Here is a 20357-nt window from a genome sequence, read left to right on the forward strand (position 1 = left end):
AGTAATCAAATTATAATTTTTGATATCATGCTAAAAACTGAGTTTTTAGCATAATGAAATCAAGTATGTCAACAGAGCCATTCTGATTGAAGTCAGCAGCATTAATATTAATTTCCGCACCTTCTATGTTCAGTAACCATTTTTTTAGTGCAACTATGTCAGCTGCAGATATTGTTCCGTCGTTGTTACAGTCACCTAACACTATATCTTCATCTGTCAGCTTAATAATACTGAACTCTTTATTGTCATAATAATCATCAAGTTCATATGTTGCCAGATTGTATGAGTTAAATTTTTCAAGATCAAATACAAGATCTGAACAAGCAGGTCGGAATATGAAACCATCATGGGATTCGTATATGTAGAATAACTGTGCCAGATTATTAACAGGATCTATGAGCTGTATATTCGTTCCGTTTTCAGAACCAAAGTTTAACACATCCATATTTAATGATGATGATTTATTTTTAATAAAATATCCACCATCAGAGTTTTTCGTAAAGTGCCATATTTGGTTTTCCAGATTTGATTTTTCTTCACCTGAAACATTGAACCCATTTTCAGTCAAATAACGCTTTAATTTGCGATTGTAAATATACGCATCAAACTCATCACCGAAGTCTGATAATTTATTATCACAATAGTATTTCTTTATCAGAAATTTTTTGTTTTCGAGATTTTCATCCAAAGGATATGTCGCCAGATTAAAGTTATTAAACGTTTCAAGATCAAACACTAAATTCGAACACTTAGGTTTAATGAGATATCCGTCTCCTGCGTTATAAATATAAAATTGCTGAGCTGAATTGCCGGAAAATTCACAAAGTTGAATGTTGGTTCCTCCTGATGTTCCGTAATTAGACACATCCAGACTTAATCCGCTTTTTCTATTTGTGATTGTATATCCGCCATCTGACTGCTTTACAAATTTCCAGAGATGTTCATCACCATCATTGGATTTGGCTCCATATACATTACTCTCATCAAATGATAATGCAACATCTAATGATGAATTATAAATGGAAGCATAAAATTCAGATCCAAGATCAGCTTTTGTGTAGTTATTAAAAGGAGAATCCAAATTAACATCAGGCGATTCCGCGTACCAAATCTGATCAACATTATCTATTGTAAGACCTGAATTTGCATTTTGAGCCATTTGAGTTTCAGGAAACCTTGTATAAGCAGGACCAAAACCACCTGTGTCAGCAAGGTAAAATACACCATCAGTATAGTCGGTCAGTACCATAGCATGGATGCCTGATCTGTAAATCACAATTCCTTCAGGATGTTCTTCTAAAAGACTGATTAATCCGGCTCTTCCTGAATTGAATCTTCGATTCTTAATTACAATACCTTTATATTCAAAACTGTTAAGTAAACCAGCGCCTTCGAGCCATGCTGTACTCCTGACCGCACTTTCTGTAATGGTATCCCAGTCGCTGTCGCCACGCATCATCGCGGTTCTTCTGAGAAGAATAGTTGCAGCAGCAAGAGTACAGGTATAATTAGTGTTCTGCGTTATAAAAACAGAAGACTGATTAATATCTTCAAATGTAGCCGCTTCCAGACTGCTTAAATTTGCCGTGTTAAAAAGAATACACAACATTACCAGTACACTTAATAATTTTTTTACTAACATAATAATCACCGTTCCCTTTCAGATATATTATGGAAAATAAGACACAGATTAATATTTACCACGCCATCACAACATAAACTATTAGTCGATAGATATCATTATAAAAAATGAGCTTTTAACATAATAAAGTCAAGTATGTCAACAGAGCCATTCTGATTGAAGTCAGCTGTATCAATATTAATTTCTGCACCTTCTATGTTCAGTAACCATTTTTTTAGTGCAACTATGTCAGCTGCAGATATTGTTCCGTCGTTGTTACAGTCACCTTTTAAAGAGTTCTTTTCTATTGTAAATTTAATCACATTACTCATATTATAGGTATCATCATCAAAAATAGAATCAACATAAGCTTCATAATATCCTTTAGGAAGCAAAACATCATAAGACAGTTCAGTTAAATTACTTTTTTCAAAGTAAGAATCACCATCCCATAATTTATCTTTCCAGATTTTCAAATTGAATGATTTCGCATTTGGAATACTATTCCACTCAAATGATGTTGCTTGATTCTCCGTGCCAGTTTCAACGCTCAGTTTCGAACCGTTTTTTATTTCAAATGAAATAATATTACTCATCTTTACATATTCTTCGTTTTTGGTTGTATCTAAATATGCTTCATATTTACCAGCAGGGAGAACTGTGCTGAATTCGGTACCGGTAATCCCCCATTCTATATGATATGCTTCTCCATCCCATACTTTATGATCTTTCCAGATTTTCAAATCATACGATGATGCCCCATCGACAGAATTCCATGAGAACACAGTCTCCGCAGAGGAGTTACCTTGTTCAAAATATAATAATGTTCCATCTTCAACCTTAAATTCAACTACATTAGTCATTTTATACGAATCATCAGGGTAAACTACATCTACGTATGCGAAATAGGTCCCGGAAGGAAGCTTTAAATCACATTTAGTATCTTTACAATCCCATTCTGTTTTAAAATCATCTCCTTCCCAAAGCTTGTCTTTCCATATTCTTAAGTTATAATAATCAGCGTTTTCAACCTGATTCCATGAGAATTCAGTGTTTGAAGTTGAATATCCCGCAGATACAGTTAAATCATTAGATACAATACTTACATCAGGCGATTCCACGTACCAAATCTGATCAACATTATCTATTGTAAGACCTGAATTTGCATTTTGAGCCATTTGAGTTTCAGGAAACCTTGTATAAGCAGGACCAAAACCACCTGTGTCAGCAAGATAAAAAATACCATCAGTATAGTCGGTCAATACCATAGCATGGATGCCTGATCTGTAAATCACAATTCCTTCAGGATGTTCTTCTAAAAGACTGATTAATCCAGCTCTTCCTGAATTGAATCTACGATTCTTAATTACAATACCTTTATATTCAAAACTGTTAAATAAACCAGCGCCTTCAAGCCATGCTGTACTCCTGACTGCATTTTCCGTAATGGTACCCCAGTCGCTGTCGCCACGCATCATCGCGGTTCTTCTGAGAAGAATAGTTGCAGCAGCAAGAGTACAGGTATAATTAGTGTTCTGCGTTATAAAAACAGAAGACTGATTAATATCTTCAAATGTAGCCGCTTCCAGACTGCTTAAATTTGCCGTGTTAAAAAGAATACACAACATTACCAGTACACTTAATAATTTTTTTTACTAACATAATAATCACCGTTCCCTTTCAGATATATTATGAAAAATAAAATACAGATTAATATTTACCATGTCATCACAACATAAACTATTAGCCGGTATCTATCATCCATAATATTGTATTTCTTAACTGACTCCTATTATATAGATAAAAAAATGGACCCTCAATAGGGTTACAAGACAAATTTCTAAAAAATAATGGACAGGTAAAAAAAGGAGGAAAATCAGTAATCAGTATGTAGCATTGAGGTACGATATAGCTAAATCATTGAATTCACAAAATCAATGTGATAAAATTAAATAAGAATATTAGAATATAGGATAGTATTTTTGGAGGCTTATATGGAGAAAAAAGAACAGATTAAAAATGAAAATAAAGAACCAAAAAGATTTTCATTTTCGGCTACCTATTGGTTTCTTGTCAATAAGCTTTTTAACAGACGTCAAATTAACAAGGAATTGGTTGAATGGCTTGGACTATGTTTTAACGCCCCTTTAGAAGCAATCAAAACTGAACTCACAACAGACCAGGCAAAAGAAAATATAACAGACCTTATAAACGATTTAAATTCCTTTGGCATTCCAGACAATGGAACAGATAAAAATCAGCGATTTTTTATTCTGAGAACATCAACAGTCTACCCTGAATTTCGTTACAGACTTGCAAAATTTCTGATGTCCGATGACGAAAATTCTCTTAACCAATGCTATCTGATGCGTATTCGTAACCAAATCACAGATCAGTTGAAAATCAAAATAAATGAAGCCTGTAAAACAAATAAACTATGTTCAACTGACAATAATCCTGACAAAGTGATTCATGACATTGTAGAAAAACTGTGCAGTTATGATCTTGCCTCGGCAAAACAACCTGAAAAACAGGATACAAACCATTAACAGCAAAGATCCTTACTACGCCTATACATTACTTACTATAGTCTCTCTATTCGGAGAATTACGCGGGGATGAGGTTAAACCGCATAAGAACAAATCAGAAAAGGCCATTGATCCTTCTGATGCCGCAAAAGAATTTGACAAACTCGTAACACTGCTCTCTGAAGAGGTTAAAACCGATGCAGAACTTTTACGCACAAACATCATTTCAGATTACAAAGGTGCTGAAGTTCTTTTTAACTATGAATGGGAGAATTTTATTGAATCCCGAGGCAAACGAACCGGAACACTATCTAAAATACGTCTTGAAAAAATATTGAAATATGCTTTGGCAGTACATAAGGAAAAGCAAAAATTATTCAATATAAATAATAACAGCCATGAGGCTATAGAGATATGTACTGCTTCAATAAATGCTGCTAAATATGAAAATCGGTTAGAAGATATATCTGTATGTCTTTATATTCTGCGTCTCTATAATGCAATCGCTATAGACTATTGGAAAAAGAAAGATCAAATGAACTTTAGCTATTATTTCGATGAAGGAAAAAAATATCTGGGAAAAATACTTCCTTTGGTTTCCGTTCTGGATTCAAATGATATGTCAAAAGACGCGATAAATAACAGGAATTTGCTGAAAATGCAAATAGAACAGGAAATACCTGAAACCATTAATTTCTTGCATCAGGAAGGCATATATTATTCTTTCACCCACCAATACAAAGCTTCCATCAATGTATATTACAAATATATCAACGAACTGAAAACCAGAGAAAAAAATTATTCAGGTGACTATAGAGAGCATATAAAATGGCTGATAAATTCTGCAGAGAATGACCTTGCTTTTGTAATGATGAAAGCCTATGATCTTTCATATGCTGAAAAATTTTTTGAGCATACATTAAAGAACAGAAAATCGCTTATTATTGAAAACAAAGAGCGCAAACTATCCTTAGTTTACACAAATCTTGCTCAGATAAAAAACATCATCAATGATTTTGATGAAGCTCTGGAATATATAGAAAAAGCATACGACACACGAATGAAATTATATGATGACGAAAAACTTGGGGCAAGCTCTCCTGTTCTCTCATTAACCACCTATGCACACATTTATATACGACGTGCTGTCCAAAAGATAGACACAAGAAACGAAGATTTGAAAACAGCAAAGCAAAAACTCGATTTAGCTTTAAAACTTTATGATAAAACTCCAAAAGCTGATAGATTGCTGTGCAATAAGTCATATATCAAGACACTTATACTTATAGGAGTTATAAAAAATATTGAAAACATGATTGATTCAAAAAGCGAACCGGATAACGGCATCAGTTACCTGGAGGCGGCTGCACAATTCAATAAAAAACTCTTTACAGATAACTCAGGCGAGATATTCAATATACCGTTTATCGAATACAAAATTAACATTCAGCTTCTGATTACAGAAATAAAAATCAAACAGTTTATGAATACAAAACCAACAAAAAAACACGAAGCAGAAGCTGCAGCTGATTCTGCCCTTTCTGAACTTGGAAAAGAACTTAAACCTTACTGTCGTGACTTTCTTAAAAAGCTAAAAACACTGGAAAAAGAGAACAAACCTTGCAGTTGGCAAAACATAGAATTGAACAGTTTCTCACCGTTACTTCAATGTACAATCTACATTATACTCATTATAATGCGACTTAATGAATCGAATAAGCATAAGAGCATTAACGATGACCCGGATACAGCAATGTTAATTCAAAAATTAATTGACAGAGCAAGAAAAGGTGCAGATCTACTATGCAGTCAAACACATGACGATTACGAAAACAATAACGACAAAGCTTTTAAAACTCTCAAAAAATTTACTGATAACCTTGCTCCGTTCACCAACCCACAAACCGAATTTTATTCAATATCATATCTCATGCTGCTGTAATACCTATAAACACGGTAAATTGATGGAACTTCAGTTTCAGTTATTAAAGGCAGTGCATATTTGACACATAGTTTCGGAACGAGTAAAAATTCATTAACGACCATATACGGAAACAGCACGCCGGCGGCGTGCTGTTTCTGATTATTTATTAAATTTTTCTGCTCATGCTTTCCTTACAGCGTCCTTCATTGACTTTACATATTCGCCAACATACGGAGCTGCGTCTTTTCCGTGCTTTTCGAGGAGCTTGATTATTGCTGAACCAACGATGGCGCCGTCTGAAAGGGCGGCCATTTTTTCGGCCTGCTCCGGTCTTGAAATACCGAAACCTACGGCACACGGAACGTCGGTGTTTTCGCGGATGACCTTTATTATGCCACTGAGATCAGTTGTGATCTCGCTTCTCATACCGGTAACACCAAGGCTTGAAACTACGTAAATAAATCCTGTCGCATCCTTTGCAATCATGGCAACGCGGTCGGCGGATGTCGGAGCGATGAGAGAGATGAGGTCAACATCGTATTTTGCCGCAACGTCAGCAAACTCCTCCTTTTCCTCGAACGGAAGATCAGGAAGGATGATGCCGTCGATACCGGTTTCATTGCTGCGCTTCATGAAACGTTCAGCACCGTATGAGAATACGACATTTGCATATGTCATGAACACCAGCGGGATAGTGATATCCTTACGGAGCTTAGTTACAAAATCAAAGATCTTATCAGTTGTGATACCGCCTGCAAGCGCACGTATATTCGCACCCTGGATTACCGGACCTTCAGCTGTCGGATCGGAGAACGGTATACCGAGTTCGATGAGGTCAGCGCCATTTTCAACTGCTGCACGTACTACCTTTTCAGTTGTTTCAAGGTCAGGATCACCGCATGTGATGAACGGAATGAATGCCTTTCCGTCTGCAAACGCATTTCTTATCTTACTCATGGATATCCTCCCCTCTGTAACGTGCAATGGCAGCACAGTCCTTGTCGCCTCTGCCTGAAATAGTGATGATGATGATCTTGTCCTTATCCATCGTCGGAGCAAGCTTCATTGCGTATGCAACGGCGTGGGATGATTCTATTGCAGGGATGATTCCCTCTGTTCTTGAAAGATATTCAAATGCATTTACTGCTTCGTCATCTGTTACCGGAACATATTCTGCACGGCCGATGTCGTGTAAATGTGCATGTTCAGGACCTACGCCCGGATAGTCAAGTCCGGCTGAGATGGAGTAAACAGGAGCTATCTGACCGTATTCATCCTGACAGAAGTATGACTTCATGCCGTGGAAAATACCGATGCGTCCGGTGTTTACTGTAGCTGCCGTCTCAAATGTATCGATGCCTCTTCCGGCAGCCTCGCATCCGATAAGGCGAACACCTTCATCTGGAATGAAGTTATAGAAGCTTCCGATGGCATTTGAGCCGCCGCCTACGCAGGCGATGACAGCATCAGGTAGTCTGCCTTCAGCTTCAAGTATCTGAGCGCGTGCTTCCTTTGAAATAACAGCCTGAAAATCACGGACGATAGTCGGGAAAGGATGCGGTCCCATTACGGAACCTAAGCAGTAATGCGTATCGGAAATACGCTTTGTCCATTCACGCATTGCCTCGGAAACTGCATCCTTGAGTGTTGCTGTTCCGGCTGTTACAGGGATAACTTCAGCGCCGAGAAGTCTCATACGGTAAACGTTGAGTGCCTGACGCTTTGTGTCCTCCTCGCCCATGAAAACAACGCATTCCATTCCGAGAAGTGCGGCAGCAGTTGCAGTTGCAACACCGTGCTGACCTGCACCTGTTTCAGCTATAAGACGTGTCTTGCCCATTTTCTTGGCGAGAAGTGCCTGACCGAGAACGTTGTTGATCTTGTGTGATCCTGTGTGGTTGAGGTCTTCCCTCTTAAGATAGATCTTAGCTCCGCCGAGATCCTTTGTCATCTTTTCCGCATAGTAGAGAAGTGACGGCCTTCCTGCATAGTTATTTAACAGTTCCGTGAGTTCTTTGTTGAATTCCGGATCATCCTTGTATTTGTTATATGCACTTTCGAGTTCGATAACGGCATTCATCAGTGTTTCAGGTATGTACTGACCGCCGTGAACGCCGAAACGTCCTTTTGACTGTGACATTAAAATCTTTCCTTTCTTACTGCTTCTGCAAATTTTATCATCTTGTTTTTATCCTTTACCCCATCCGTTTCAAGCCCCGAACTTACATCTACTGCGTACGGGTGAAGGTCGTTTACTGCCCGGGATACGTTTTTCGGATCAAGACCTCCGGCGAGGAAATACGGCCTTTTCGCATTTTTAAGAACGGACCAGTCGAAGGTAAGTCCGCTTCCCTTTCCGGAGTCGAGGAGGATATGATCGGCGCATGAGGTTTCGGCCTTTTTTACATCATCCTCTGATTTTATCTGAAAAGCGCGGATGACCGGAACGCCGTTTTCCTGCAGGCGTTTTACCAGTTCCACAGGCTCATTTCCATGAAGCTGAGCTATTCGGATCGATCCGAGATTTACGGTATGCATGATCTCTTCAAAGTCCGAGTCAACGAAAACTCCAACCGGTACAATACTTTTATCAAGCTTTGCTGCAAGCTCTGCCGCCTTTTCCGGTGTGACATAACGGCTGCTTTTTTTCGCAAAAACAAAACCGATGTAATCCGGTCTTACTTCATTGGCAAATGCGATATCTTCAGGTTTTGAAAGTCCGCACATTTTTATTTTCGTACTCATTTTCCACCCTTTAATTCCGCAAGCTTCGCCTTCTTGTCTTCTGCCTTCATAAGTGTTTCACCGATGAGAACGGCATTTACGCCGGATTTTCTGAGTTCTGATATATCTTCAGCTGATTTTACCCCGCTCTCGGAAACAAAGATGATGTTTTCGGGAACAAGCTCACGCATTCTGCGGCTGTTGCCTGTATCGACTGAAAAATCCTTCAGGTTGCGGTTGTTTACACCGATAAGTCTTGCACCGCAGCGGACCGCCATGGCGATCTCGTTTTCATCGTGAGTCTCAACAAGTGCGGAAATTCCGAGCTCATCGCATATGCCCATGTATTCACGTATCCGTTCTTCGGAAAGAATGGAACAGATAAGGAGCACTGCCTTCGCACCGAGGAGCTTTGCTTCGTAGATCATGTACGGATCCACTGTAAAATCCTTGCGGATACACGGAATATTCACGTTTGCCGTTATCTCGCGGAGATAATCGTCACTGCCGAGGAACCACTTCGGTTCGGTGAGAACTGAAATGCAGTCGGCACCGGCAGCCTCGTATTCCTTCGCTATTTTAAGATACGGAAAATCCTCCGCAATTACGCCCTTTGAAGGAGATGCCTTCTTGCATTCGCAGATGAATGCTATATCATCCTTCTTAAGCGCCTTTTCAAATTCAAAGTTTCCCTTCGGAAGCGAAAGAGCTTTTTCCTTCACTTCTTCGAAAGGATGTATTTTCTTTGCTTCAGCCACACGTTCTTCCGCATGGTAAGCAAGTTCGTCGAGAATAGTCATGTCCCGCTCCTTAGCTGTTTGAAATTTCCTTTACCTTTTCGAGAACTGCAAGAGCCTTGCCGGAATCGATAAGTTCGGCAGCCTTCTTTACGCCTTCTTCCATAGAAGCGGCCTTTCCGCCGATGTAGATACCAGCACCGGCATTGAGTAAAACTGCATTTCTCTTGTGTCCCTTTATCTCGCCTGAAAGGATACCGCGTGTTATAGCCGCATTTTCCGCAGGATCGCCGCCGAGAAGATCTTCCTTGCTGCAGCGTTCGAAGCCGAACTGTTCCGGTGTGATAACGTAGTTCTTCATCCAGCCGTCCTTGTATTCGCAGACCTTAGTAGGTGCACTGAGTGATATTTCATCAAGTTTTTCAGTTCCGTAAACTACCATACCGCTCTTTGAACCGAGCTTCATGAGAACTTCGGCAACAGGTTCGAGAAGAATGCTGTCGTAAACGCCGAGAAGATGATGCTTCGGGCAGGCAGGATTGGTAAGAGGTCCGAGGATGTTGAACACTGTACGGAAACCGAGTTCCTTTCTTATAGGTGCAACGTACTTCATTGATGTGTGGTACTTCTGGGCAAAGAAGAAGCAGAAACCGGCTTTGTCGAGAAGTTCACGGCACTTGTCAGTATCAAGAGCAATGTTTACTCCGAGCGCTTCGAGGCAGTCCGCAGTACCGGACTTTGATGAAGCCGCACGGTTGCCGTGCTTGGAAACGAGTACTCCTGAAGCAGCGATGACCATTGCTGAAGTAGTGGAAATGTTGAAGCTGTTTGAGTTGTCGCCGCCGGTACCTACGATCTCGAAAAGATCGTCGTCGTTTTCGAACTTTGTTGCAGCATCACGCATTGCTGCTGCACAGCCTGTGATCTCGTCGATGGTTTCAGCCTTTGTGCTCTTGGTTGAAAGAGCTGAGAGAAATGCCGCGTTCTGTGTAGGAGTAGTCTGGCCGGACATTATCTCGGAAATTACTGTATATGCCTCATCGTAGGTGAGGTCTTCTTTATTTACTATCTTTACGATTGCTTCTTTGATCATTTTTTACACCTCTATCACATATCAATAAAATTCTTTAACATTATCTTTCCGTCCGGAGTCATTATGGATTCCGGGTGGAACTGAACGCCGAATATCGGGTATTTCTTATGTCTTACTGCCATTACTTCGCCGTCGTCTGCAAGAGCTGTAACTTCGAGGCAGTCAGGCATTGTGGCAGGATCGGCTGCGAGTGAATGATAGCGGGCTACCGGAGCACCTTCATCTATTCCTTTAAAAAGCGGGCAGTCGTTCATGAAATTTATTACGCTCTGCTTGCCGTGCATGAGTTCCTTTGCGTAAGTTACCGTCGCACCGTAGGCTGCACATATCGCCTGATGGCCGAGGCACACACCGAGTGTCGGTATTTTTCTGCAGACCGTCTTTGCCGCTTCGATTATAACGCCGGCATCTTCCGGACGTCCCGGACCAGGTGAAAGGATGATGTGGTCAGGAGCGAGTTTTTCGATCTGCTCCACTGTCATTTCATCGTTTCTGATGACCTTAATATCCGGCTCGATCTCGCCGATGAGCTGATAAAGATTGTATGAAAAGCTGTCGTAGTTGTCAATGAGAAGTATCATAAGTCTGCCTCCTCTGCAAGCTTAAGTGCATTTACAACGGCTGCTGCCTTGTTTATGCTCTCCTGATATTCCTTTTCCGGTACAGAGTCGGCTACGATGCCGGCACCGCTTCTTACAAACACCTTGCCGTTTTTCTTGTACGCGATACGTATTGCAATGCACGTATCAAGATTTCCGGTGAAGTCGATATATCCGATGGCGCCGCCGTAGATGCCGCGCTTGTTGTTTTCAAGTTCTGCTATAAGTTCGCAGGCACGGATCTTCGGAGCACCTGAAAGAGTTCCGGCCGGTAAAACTGAGCTTACCGCATCGAGTCCGTCAAATTCATCACGTATCTCGCCGCGTACTGTTGAACCGATGTGCATTACGTGTGAGTAGCGTTCAATGCTGTGAAGCTTTTCAACTTCGACTGTGCCGAACCTGCTTATTCTGCCGAGGTCGTTTCTTCCGAGATCAACGAGCATGTTGTGTTCTGCGAGTTCCTTTTCATCGGCAAGAAGATCAGCTTCAAGAGCCTTGTCTTCGGCATCGGTCTTTCCTCTCGGGCGTGTGCCTGCAAGCGGGAATGTGTGGAGCACACCATTTTCAAGCTTTACAAGAGTTTCAGGTGAAGCACCTGCTATTTCAACGTCTGTTCCTGAGAAGTAAAACATGTACGGTGAAGGATTTATTGTTCTTAATACGCGGTAGGCATTTAAAAGGCTTCCTTCATATTCAGCACTTAAGCGGTTGGAAAGAACTATCTGGAAAATGTCGCCCTCAAAAATGTGGCGCTTTGCCTTTTCTACCATTTCACAGTACTGCTCCTCATTGAAAAGCGGTGTAACTTCGCTCTTAAGATGACCTGCCGGCTCATTTTTCGGTGTGCCGTTTTTAAGGATATCAGCCATCTGACGAATCTCAAGCTTTGCCTTGTTGTATCCGGCCTCGCCTTCCTCAAGACGCATGTTTGCGATGAGGATTATCTTCTGACGGAAGTTGTCAAATGCGATGACCTTGTCAAAGAGCATAAGGTCAACGTCCTTGAAGTTTTCAGTATCTTCGGTATCTATTCTCAGCGACTTTTCCCTGTAGGAAAGAAAATCGTATGAGAAATAACCGGTAAGACCGCCTGTGAATGAAGGCAGATAGTCGAGTTTCGGGCTTCTGTAGTTTGAAAGCACCTGTCTTATCTGAACAGCCGGATCATCGGTCTTCATCTTCACATCTCCGATGGTAAGATCTTCGCCGGATGCTGTGATCGTAAGCTTCGGATCAAATCCTAAAAATGTGTAGCGTCCCCACTTTTCCTTTTCCGCTACTGATTCGAGCATGTAGCAGTGAGTGGAAATACTCTTGAGCTTTTTTATCGCCTCGATAGGCGTGCAAATGTCTGAAAGGATCTCAAGGCTTACCGGAACAATGTCGTACTCTCCGCTCTGAGCATAGCCTTTCACAGTTTCAAAATCAGGTAAAAAATTCATTGAAAAGCACCTCCGAAAATCTTTTGTCTGCAAAAACAAAAACGTCCTTGACAGACTCGTTAAAAATCTGTCAAGGACGAATAAATTATCCGCGGTACCACCTTGATTCACAGCCTTATGCTGCGCACTTAACAGGATACTATCATATCCCTGATGCTTAACGCACATCGTAACGTCGCCGAATACTCTGGATCAGATGATCCATTTGACTGCGCCCTCAGCGGTCCATTTGCTAACCTGTTTTTCATCCGGCTCTCAGCTTACCCGGACTCTCTGTAGAAGCATAACTAGCTTTATCTCCGCGTCAACGGTTTTCAATGTGTTCATTATATCACCAAAGTCACAGCTTGTCAATAGGTTTTATGCAAAAAATTCCCGTCAGTCTCAGGAAGACCGACGGGATTTTTTACTGTGGATTCCGGTAAAAAACACCGGAATTCTTTTCACTGAACCGGAAAACCCTGATCAGTGATCACTTATTCTTTCTCTTTAAAGCAAAGGCCATTGAAAGTGCAGAGCCTGCCATGAATATCATAGCGATTGCTGTGCTTCTGCCGTCGCCTGTGCTTGGTGTTGAAGAAACGCTCTTTGCAGTAAGCTTTGTTACTGATGTTGTTTCAGCAGGTGTTGTTTCAGGAAGAGTTGTTGTCTCTTCTGTTGTTTCCTCTGTTGTCGCTTCAGTAGTAGCTTCTGTTGTGGCTTCAGTGGTTTCCTCTGTTGTTTCTTCTGTAGTTTCTTCAGTAGTAGCCTCTGTTGTGGCTTCAGTAGTTTCCTCTGTTGTTGTAACTGTTGTTTCAGTCAGAGTAACATCTGTTACAGGAATACCTGTATTAGCCGGACCCATTGTGAAGATAAGATCAGGGGCTGTTACTGCCGGAGTTGTTGCTTCAGTTGTAGTTACTGTTGTTGTGGCAGCTGTAGTAGTCGCCTCAGTAGTAGTAACTGTTGTAGCTTCTGTTGTTACAGTCGTAGTAACTGTTGTTGTTTCTTCAGGTGTTGTTACTGTTGTGGCAACTGTTGTTGCTTCAGGTGTAGTAACTGTTGTAGCTACTGTTGTTTCCTCAGGTGTCGTTACTGTTGTAGCCTCTGTTGTTGTTACAGTTGTAGTAACTGTTGTTGTAACTACAGGAGCAAGAGCATCTATCATTGTGATAACGCTGTCTGTTCTTCCCTTTACAACGCCGTTTTCAACAGTGAATGAGATCGATTCTGAGATCTCATATCCTTCCGGTGCCTGTGTTTCTGTAAGAACATAATCACCGTCCGGGATACCTGTAATAGTTGTTTCCTTAGCACCTGAAATGAATGAGATGCTGTCTGCGCTCTTGACAGTGTCAGTAGCGCCGCCGCTTACCTTAACTCCTGTAAGAGGTGTCTTATTGCCCTTAACTGTAAGTGTAAGCTTTGCACCCTTTATCTCTGTGCCGGCAACATCAGTCTTCTTTATAACCACTTCAGAATATTCATCCTTCATAACAACTGATGCTGCAGAAGGAATACCGTTTGTTACGGTAAATTCTGCTGATTCCGTAAGCTTGTAGCCGTCAGGAGCCTGTGTTTCCTCGATAATGTACTTACCGTCCGGAAGTCCCTTTATAACTGCAGTCTTACCAGCTTCGGAAGTCCATGAAACTGATGAACCTTCAGTCTTTATCTTAGTTGTTTCAGATGTTACTGATGTAAGATCCTTCTTGTCTGCAGATGTGATCTTAAGTTCTGCGCCTGGTATTTCCTTGCCTGTGATATCAGTCTTGCTTACAGCGATCTCTGAGAACTCGTCGAGCATGATAACTCTGTTGTTGTCAGTATCAACTCTTCCCTCGTTCGGCTTAGGAGCTGTTGCTGTATCGGCTGTGATAACACCGTCTGTGATGCTGAATCTGATCTTGCCTGTGAACTGTGTGAAACGGTCCGGAGCAACATTTTCAGCAAGTTCGTAGTCACCGTCAGGAAGTCCTTCGATCATTAACGCCTTGTTTCCTGAAGTCCATGTTACTGCTTTGTTTTCTGAACCTTCAACAAGCTTAAGACCTGTGTTGCCAGCAGCTGCCTTCTTAAGATCAGCAGCTTCATTCTTGGAGCCCTGCTTAAGTGTAAGAGTAAGTGTCGCACCCGGGATCTCTTCGCTCATTGCCATGTCCATCTTGCTTATCATGATCTTTGACTCAGTGTCAGTCATTACAACTGTATCTGCGTCTCCGACGAGTTCAGCATCCTTTACTGTAAACGAAACAGATTCTGTGCTGAGCGTATAACCGTCAGGTGAACGTGTCTCAGTAAGTTCATACTTACCATCCGGAAGTCCTGTAAGAAGTACAGGTGCCTTGCCTGAAGTAAATGATACTGAATTTTCTGTTTTTGTAAGCTTAACGTCACCGTCAGCCTGTACATTTTCAAGTGTTGCGCTGTTTGATTCCGGAGTTACGAGCTTAACTGTAAGAACAGCTCCCGGGATCTCTTCTGTTCCGTTGATATCTCTCTTGCTGATCTTCACTTCTGAAGGAGCATCCTTCATAACGATAAGGTTCTTGTCGATACCAACTGTTACGCCATCCTTAAGAGTGAACTTAATGCTGTCTGTTACCTTGAATCCGTCAGGTGCGATGCTCTCTTCAAGAGTGTAATCACCGTCAGGAAGTCCCTTGAGTACGAAAGGTGATTTGCCTGATACCCATGAAACTGCACTGCTAAGGATCTCAGCTTCCGCAGAAGCAGTTACCTTGCTTAAGTCATTCTTTTTATCTGAAGGAATGAGTCTGAGGTGTGCGCCCGGGATCTCATCCTTGCCTGTGATATCTGTTTTGCTGATTACAACTTCGCTCGGTACTTCCTCAGCATCGATCATAACGATCTTACCGTCAGGATAACCTGTAACTACGCCGTTTTCAACTGTGAATGTGATGGATTCTGCAATAGTGTATCCTTCAGGAGCCTGTGTTTCAGTGAGTTTGTACTTACCGTCAGGAAGTCCTGTAAGAACTGCCGTTTTATCTGCTTCTGATGTCCAGGATACTCCTGCAACATATGTTTCACCATCAGAACCATCGAATCCTTCAACTATTGTGTTTACGTATTTGAAAGGTGATACGTTAGCCTTTACTTTACTAAGGTCCTTTTTGTCAAGTGAAGTAAGTTCCAGCTTTGCTCCGGCAATCTCCTTGCCTGCTACTGACTGCTTGCTGATCTCAACTTCTGAAAGCGCATCACGCATTTCAACGAGGTTTTCAGCATTTTCCTTAACTACACCGTTTTCAACAACGAAGCTTATTGAATCGGTAATTGTGTAACCGTCCGGTGCTACGCTTTCTTCAAGTCTGTACTCACCGTCAGGAAGTCCCTTGAATTTTACAGGGGCATCAGCTGTTGTCCATACTGTTGCACGCTTTGAATCTTCTGAAAGTGTGATAGCACTGTTACCAGTCTTCTTTATCGCATCTTCAAGTGTTGTGTCAGTTGTCTTTGAAGCCTTTACAAGTGTAAGCATGAGCTTTGCACCCGGAACTTCATCAGCACCGCTTATTGCCTTCTTGCTGATCTCGATCTCAGACGGCTTGTCGAGCATTTCGACCTCTTTACCTGAAACGAGAACACCGTTTTCAACTTCAAAGCTGATGGTCTCATCACTTAATGTATATCCGTCAGGTGAAGTTGTTTCAGTAAGTGTGTACTTACCGTCAGGAAGTCCTGTAAGAACTGCTGCTGTCTTGCCTGAAGTAAATACTACCTTTGTTTCAGAAGAAACAGCATCTACAGCACCGCCGCCGACTTTGATATCCTTAAGACCTGCGCCTTTTTCAGCAGCTTCCTTAAGTTCAATCGTGAGCTTAGCACCCGGAAGTTCTTCAGTTCCGTTGATAGCCTTCTTGCTTACTGTTACTTCAGAAAGCTCGTCGATCATTACGATCTTGTTTCCTGCCAGGTTCTTTACATTACCGTTTTCAATAGTGAACTGAATGCTGTCAGTTACCTGATATCTGTCAGGAACAACTGTTTCGGAAAGCTTATAATCGCCGTCCGGAAGTTCTGAAAGAATTGTCGGCTTTGTACCTGATGTCCACTTTACTGCTGTCTTGGCATCATTTGCAGCCTTTACAGTATCGTTTATCTGATCTTCAAGAGTTGCCTTTTCATTCTTTGCAGGCTTTATAAGTTCAAGTGTAAGTTCTGCGCCTGGGATCTCATCGCCAGTTACGTCAGACTTGCTTATTGTAACGGAAGAAGGTTTGTCAAGCATCTTTACGATGTTGCCGCCGACTGCATTTCCGTTTACTACTTCAAATTTTACTGATTCTTCATTAACAGTATATCCGTCAGGTGAAGTGATCTCAGTAAGAGTGTACTTACCGTCAGGAAGCTTTGTTAAAACTGTTTCTGTTTCTCCGGAAACGAATGTGATCTCCTTTGCTGAAACAGTTGGATTTCCGGAAGCAGCTTCGACCTTAACGCCGAGAAGATCTGTCTTTCCTTCATCCTGCGTGATCTTAAGAGTTGCACCCGGAAGTTCCTCTGTATCGTTGATGTCTCTCTTGCTGATCTTTATCTTTGAAACTTCATCTCTCATAACGACTTTGCCGCCTTCAGCGTCAACGTTCTTGTCGTCTGACTTGAGAAGTCCGTTTTCGATCTCAAAGTCAATGCTCTCTGTTACGAGATAGCCGTCAGGAGCTGATGTTTCTGTGAGTGTGTACTTACCGTCAGGAAGTCCTGTAAGAACTACAGGCTTTGTTCCTGATGTCCACTTTACTGCTGTATTGTCAGCAGCTGCTGCCTTTACAGTGTCATTTACCTGAGCCTTGAGTGAAGCAGGCTGGTGTGCAGCTTCAACAAGTGTAAGTGTAAGTTCTGCGCCTGGGATCTCGGCCGAACCGTTTACTTCCATTTTGCTTATGCTGATCTCGGAAGGCTTGTCAAGCATTGTTACTTCATCGCCTGAAGTAAGCTTGCCGTCCTTGATGCTGAACTTTATTGTTTCGTTGTTTACTGTGTAGCCGTCAGGTGAAGTTGTTTCAGTAAGTGTGTAGTCACCGTCAGGAAGTCCTGTAATTTCAGCAGGTGTCTTGCCTGATGTGAACTTAACTGTCTTTGCACCTGAAACTGCGTCGTTTGCACCGCCGCTTACTGTAACTTCTGTAAGTGATGAATCTGCTTCATCGGCCGGCTTGACAAGTTCAATTGTAAGGCCTGCACCAGGAAGCTCTTCAGTGCCGTTGATCGCCTTCTTGCTTACGCTGATCTTTGATTCAGGCTTAGGAGGAACTTCTTCCACCTTGTCCTTCATAACAACAAAGTTTGTCTTTGAATCAACCACGCTGTCTTCAGGACTTGTTACTGTTGCCACTGATGATTCGACAACACCGTCAACGATCTTAAACTTAACGTCTGCTGTTACCTGATATCCGGCAGGTGCTGAAACTTCCTTGAGTCGGTATTCACCGTCAGGGAGTTTTCCGAAAACTGCAGGAGTATTTGTTGATACCCACTTTATAGTAGTATCATTGTCCTCAAGTTCGAACTTTGCATCGCCTGATTTTTTTACATCAGTGAGCTTGATGTTCGGAGTCTTTGATGACTTTTCAAGTGTGAGTGTGAGTTCCGCACCAGGAAGTTCCTTCTCATTTGTTACATCGACCTTGCTGATAGTAACCTCTGAAGGAGCGTCGATCATTTCGACCGGTGTTTCAACCTTGCCGTCCTTTACTGTGAACGGAACTGTTTCTGCATTTACTGTATATCCGTCAGGTGAAGTGAGCTCTGTGAGTTCGTAGTCACCGTCAGGAAGATTTTTAATAGTTGTTGATTTTTCACCTGAAGTAAATGTTACCTTGTCCTTTTCAGCCTTTTCAGTACTGTTGTTCGGAGAAGTAACTTCAGAAAGATCTGCATCCTTGTCCTTAGGTGTGATAACAAGAACTGCGCCCGGGATCTCAGGACCGCCTGTGATCTCCTTCTTGCTTACTGTTATCTCTGAAACCGGCTTTTCAGGAACCGGCTTAACTACCTTCTTAGGCGGATTGAATGTTATACTGCCGGCCTGAATACCAAAACTTTCTGCTGACTTTGATATTGTTGAACCTGAAACGTGTCCGCCGAGTTCACCTGATACATTGGCGTTCGGTGCAAGAACACTTCCCTGCATTGATCCGGTGTACTTTATGTTTTCAGCATCCGGAACATTGTAGAGGATGTGTCCGCAGAGCAGCATGTTGTCTGTGAATGAACCGTCTTCTTTTCTTGAATCCTGCTGAACGTTGAGCTTGTCAAGAACTTTTATCTGACCGCCTTCGTCAAGTACCGGATTTCCGTCGGAATCAGCTTCATACTGAACGAATTCAAGTGAGTAATGCGGCATGTCAAGATCGCCTGAGCCCGGAACATTGATGAACACATACTGATCCATGATCTTGCCCGGAACATAGATCTGAATGAAGTTGGACTTCGAGAATGCTTCCCAGTCACCTTCAGGAATGTTGAAGACATTTACTCCGTCTTCCTTACCGATAAGACTGTAGGCACCCCACTGTTCCTTAAGTTCACCTGTAGGCTCATAGCCCTTGATCTCGCTTGAGAGCTGCTCTACCTTTGCAAACTCAGCATCAAAATCAATAAGGTCATCGACAATGTAGAAATTCTTCAGATACTGCGAATAGTCATCTTTATTGATATTTGTATCGGAAGTAACGGCAAATATTCTATTTTCCGCACCGTTGGCAGCAGTCGGAAGTATCTGCTCGATATTTCCTCCGCCGGTGATAACGGTAGCACCCTTGCCGGTGTACTTGCTTCCGATATCGTAAGTACCTCTTTCATTTTCAATACCGCCGCCTGCGGCAACTCGTCCTTCGATATCAGCTGACTGCTGAGGTATCGTGAACTTGTCCTTTACGAAGATCGTAAAGTCTCCGGCCATGCCAAGGAACTTGTCTTCGGCATCCGGCACGTCAAGAAGTTCGGCTTTTTTCTGTGCATTGCCTGTCACATTTTCGATCTCACTGATCGAGTCAGCTCTGTCTGCGTAAACGCTTAATGAACTGCCAAGTGTTGTGAAAGACATGAACGCCGCGGTCAGCGCACTCAGAAAACGCTTTTTCTTCTTGTCTGCGTTTCGGATCTCTTCAATCACATTAAACACAATCAAACTCCTCCATCTCTGATTATTTGGGCTTTGACCCATAAATATCTTATCGTAACCACCCACCTGATACATAGCATTCATCAATTTTGTCTGTTTCCTGTTTCTGCCGAAGTGCAGAACAGTTAGCATCTGCACTTTACACATCTTGTCTCAGTAGAGTATTACTGTTAGATATTTTGAATGATTATCTCGGTGAAAACGCATGCTTTTTACATATTTTTGCATCACTTTCGATAATAATTGTATTTTATATCATACCACAAAGTGCGGCGTATTTCAATTAAATTTTGTACCGTTTAAGCAGTTTGAGATAATTCTGTTAAATGTACACAATAGACCGGCGTTAACATATAACTTTTTAATAAAATTATATTGACCGCAGACAAGACCTGCTTTCACCGGCAATGAAATTTGTACACAAAAATCCCCAGAACTTGTATGTTCCGGGGAGGCTGAAATTTTAAGGAAACGCTGATTTATTCATAAATCAGCGTGGGGGTTCGGGGCGAAGCCCCGTAAATCCCACCTTCGGAAATCCGGCGAAGCCGGATTTC

At 42.0% G+C, this 20357-nt stretch carries 12 protein-coding genes; 2 read left to right on the top strand and 10 right to left on the bottom strand.

The features are described from left to right. Positions 1–25 precede the first annotated feature (25 nt). Both CC97_RS18895 and CC97_RS18900 read right to left on the bottom strand, forming a co-directional pair. Positions 26–1642 carry an RICIN domain-containing protein gene (locus CC97_RS18895; protein WP_081850094.1) on the bottom strand — a complete coding sequence of 539 codons (1617 nt, stop codon included), beginning with the start codon at positions 1640–1642 and terminating at the stop codon, positions 26–28. Between the two features lie 98 nt (positions 1643–1740). Beyond that, positions 1741–3099: a dockerin type I repeat-containing protein gene (locus tag CC97_RS18900; protein ID WP_156036890.1), complete on the bottom strand. Its 1359-nt coding sequence runs from the start codon at positions 3097–3099 to the stop codon at positions 1741–1743. Positions 3100–3615: 516 nt separating this feature from the next. Here CC97_RS18900 and CC97_RS11255 point away from each other — a divergent pair. After that, positions 3616–4170: a hypothetical protein gene (locus CC97_RS11255; protein ID WP_044975045.1), complete on the top strand. Its 555-nt coding sequence runs from the start codon at positions 3616–3618 to the stop codon at positions 4168–4170. Next, positions 4127–6091 carry a hypothetical protein gene (locus CC97_RS11260; protein ID WP_156036891.1) on the top strand — a complete coding sequence of 655 codons (1965 nt, stop codon included), beginning with the start codon at positions 4127–4129 and terminating at the stop codon, positions 6089–6091. The genes CC97_RS11255 and CC97_RS11260 overlap by 44 nt, the downstream gene beginning before the upstream one ends. A 162-nt stretch (positions 6092–6253) precedes the next feature. Here the strand turns inward: CC97_RS11260 and trpA are convergent, their stop codons facing one another. The 8 genes from trpA to CC97_RS11300 all read right to left on the bottom strand — a co-directional run bounded on the left by trpA (position 6254) and on the right by CC97_RS11300 (position 19800). Next, complete coding sequence (trpA, locus tag CC97_RS11265) at positions 6254–7030, bottom strand: tryptophan synthase subunit alpha (RefSeq protein ID WP_044975047.1); 777 nt, start codon at positions 7028–7030, stop codon at positions 6254–6256. Continuing rightward, on the bottom strand, positions 7023–8213 hold the full coding sequence (gene trpB, locus CC97_RS11270) for a tryptophan synthase subunit beta (protein ID WP_044975048.1): 1191 nt from the start codon (positions 8211–8213) through the stop codon (positions 7023–7025). Before trpB ends, trpA begins: the two co-directional genes overlap by 8 nt. Then, positions 8213–8818 carry a phosphoribosylanthranilate isomerase gene (locus CC97_RS11275; protein ID WP_044975049.1) on the bottom strand — a complete coding sequence of 202 codons (606 nt, stop codon included), beginning with the start codon at positions 8816–8818 and terminating at the stop codon, positions 8213–8215. Before CC97_RS11275 ends, trpB begins: the two co-directional genes overlap by 1 nt. After that, a complete protein-coding gene (trpC, locus tag CC97_RS11280; RefSeq protein ID WP_044975050.1) occupies positions 8815–9597 on the bottom strand; it encodes an indole-3-glycerol phosphate synthase TrpC in 783 nt (260 codons plus the stop codon). Before trpC ends, CC97_RS11275 begins: the two co-directional genes overlap by 4 nt. Positions 9598–9607: 10 nt before the next feature. Beyond that, positions 9608–10627: an anthranilate phosphoribosyltransferase gene (gene trpD, locus CC97_RS11285; RefSeq protein ID WP_044975051.1), complete on the bottom strand. Its 1020-nt coding sequence runs from the start codon at positions 10625–10627 to the stop codon at positions 9608–9610. Positions 10628–10641: 14 nt separating this feature from the next. Further along, entirely contained in the window at positions 10642–11208 is a 567-nt protein-coding gene (locus CC97_RS11290; RefSeq protein ID WP_044975052.1) for an aminodeoxychorismate/anthranilate synthase component II, read from the bottom strand. Continuing rightward, the gene (gene trpE / locus CC97_RS11295) at positions 11205–12671 is read right to left on the bottom strand and encodes an anthranilate synthase component I (protein WP_044975053.1); all 1467 of its coding nucleotides are present in this window, start codon (positions 12669–12671) and stop codon (positions 11205–11207) included. Before trpE ends, CC97_RS11290 begins: the two co-directional genes overlap by 4 nt. 472 nt (positions 12672–13143) lie before the next feature. Then, the gene (locus CC97_RS11300; protein ID WP_044975054.1) at positions 13144–19800 is read right to left on the bottom strand and encodes a SpaA isopeptide-forming pilin-related protein; all 6657 of its coding nucleotides are present in this window, start codon (positions 19798–19800) and stop codon (positions 13144–13146) included. Between the last annotated feature and the right edge of the window lie 557 nt (positions 19801–20357).

It is taken from the genome of Ruminococcus sp. HUN007, assembly GCF_000712055.1.
Taxonomy (GTDB): Bacteria; Bacillota; Clostridia; order Oscillospirales; family Ruminococcaceae; genus HUN007.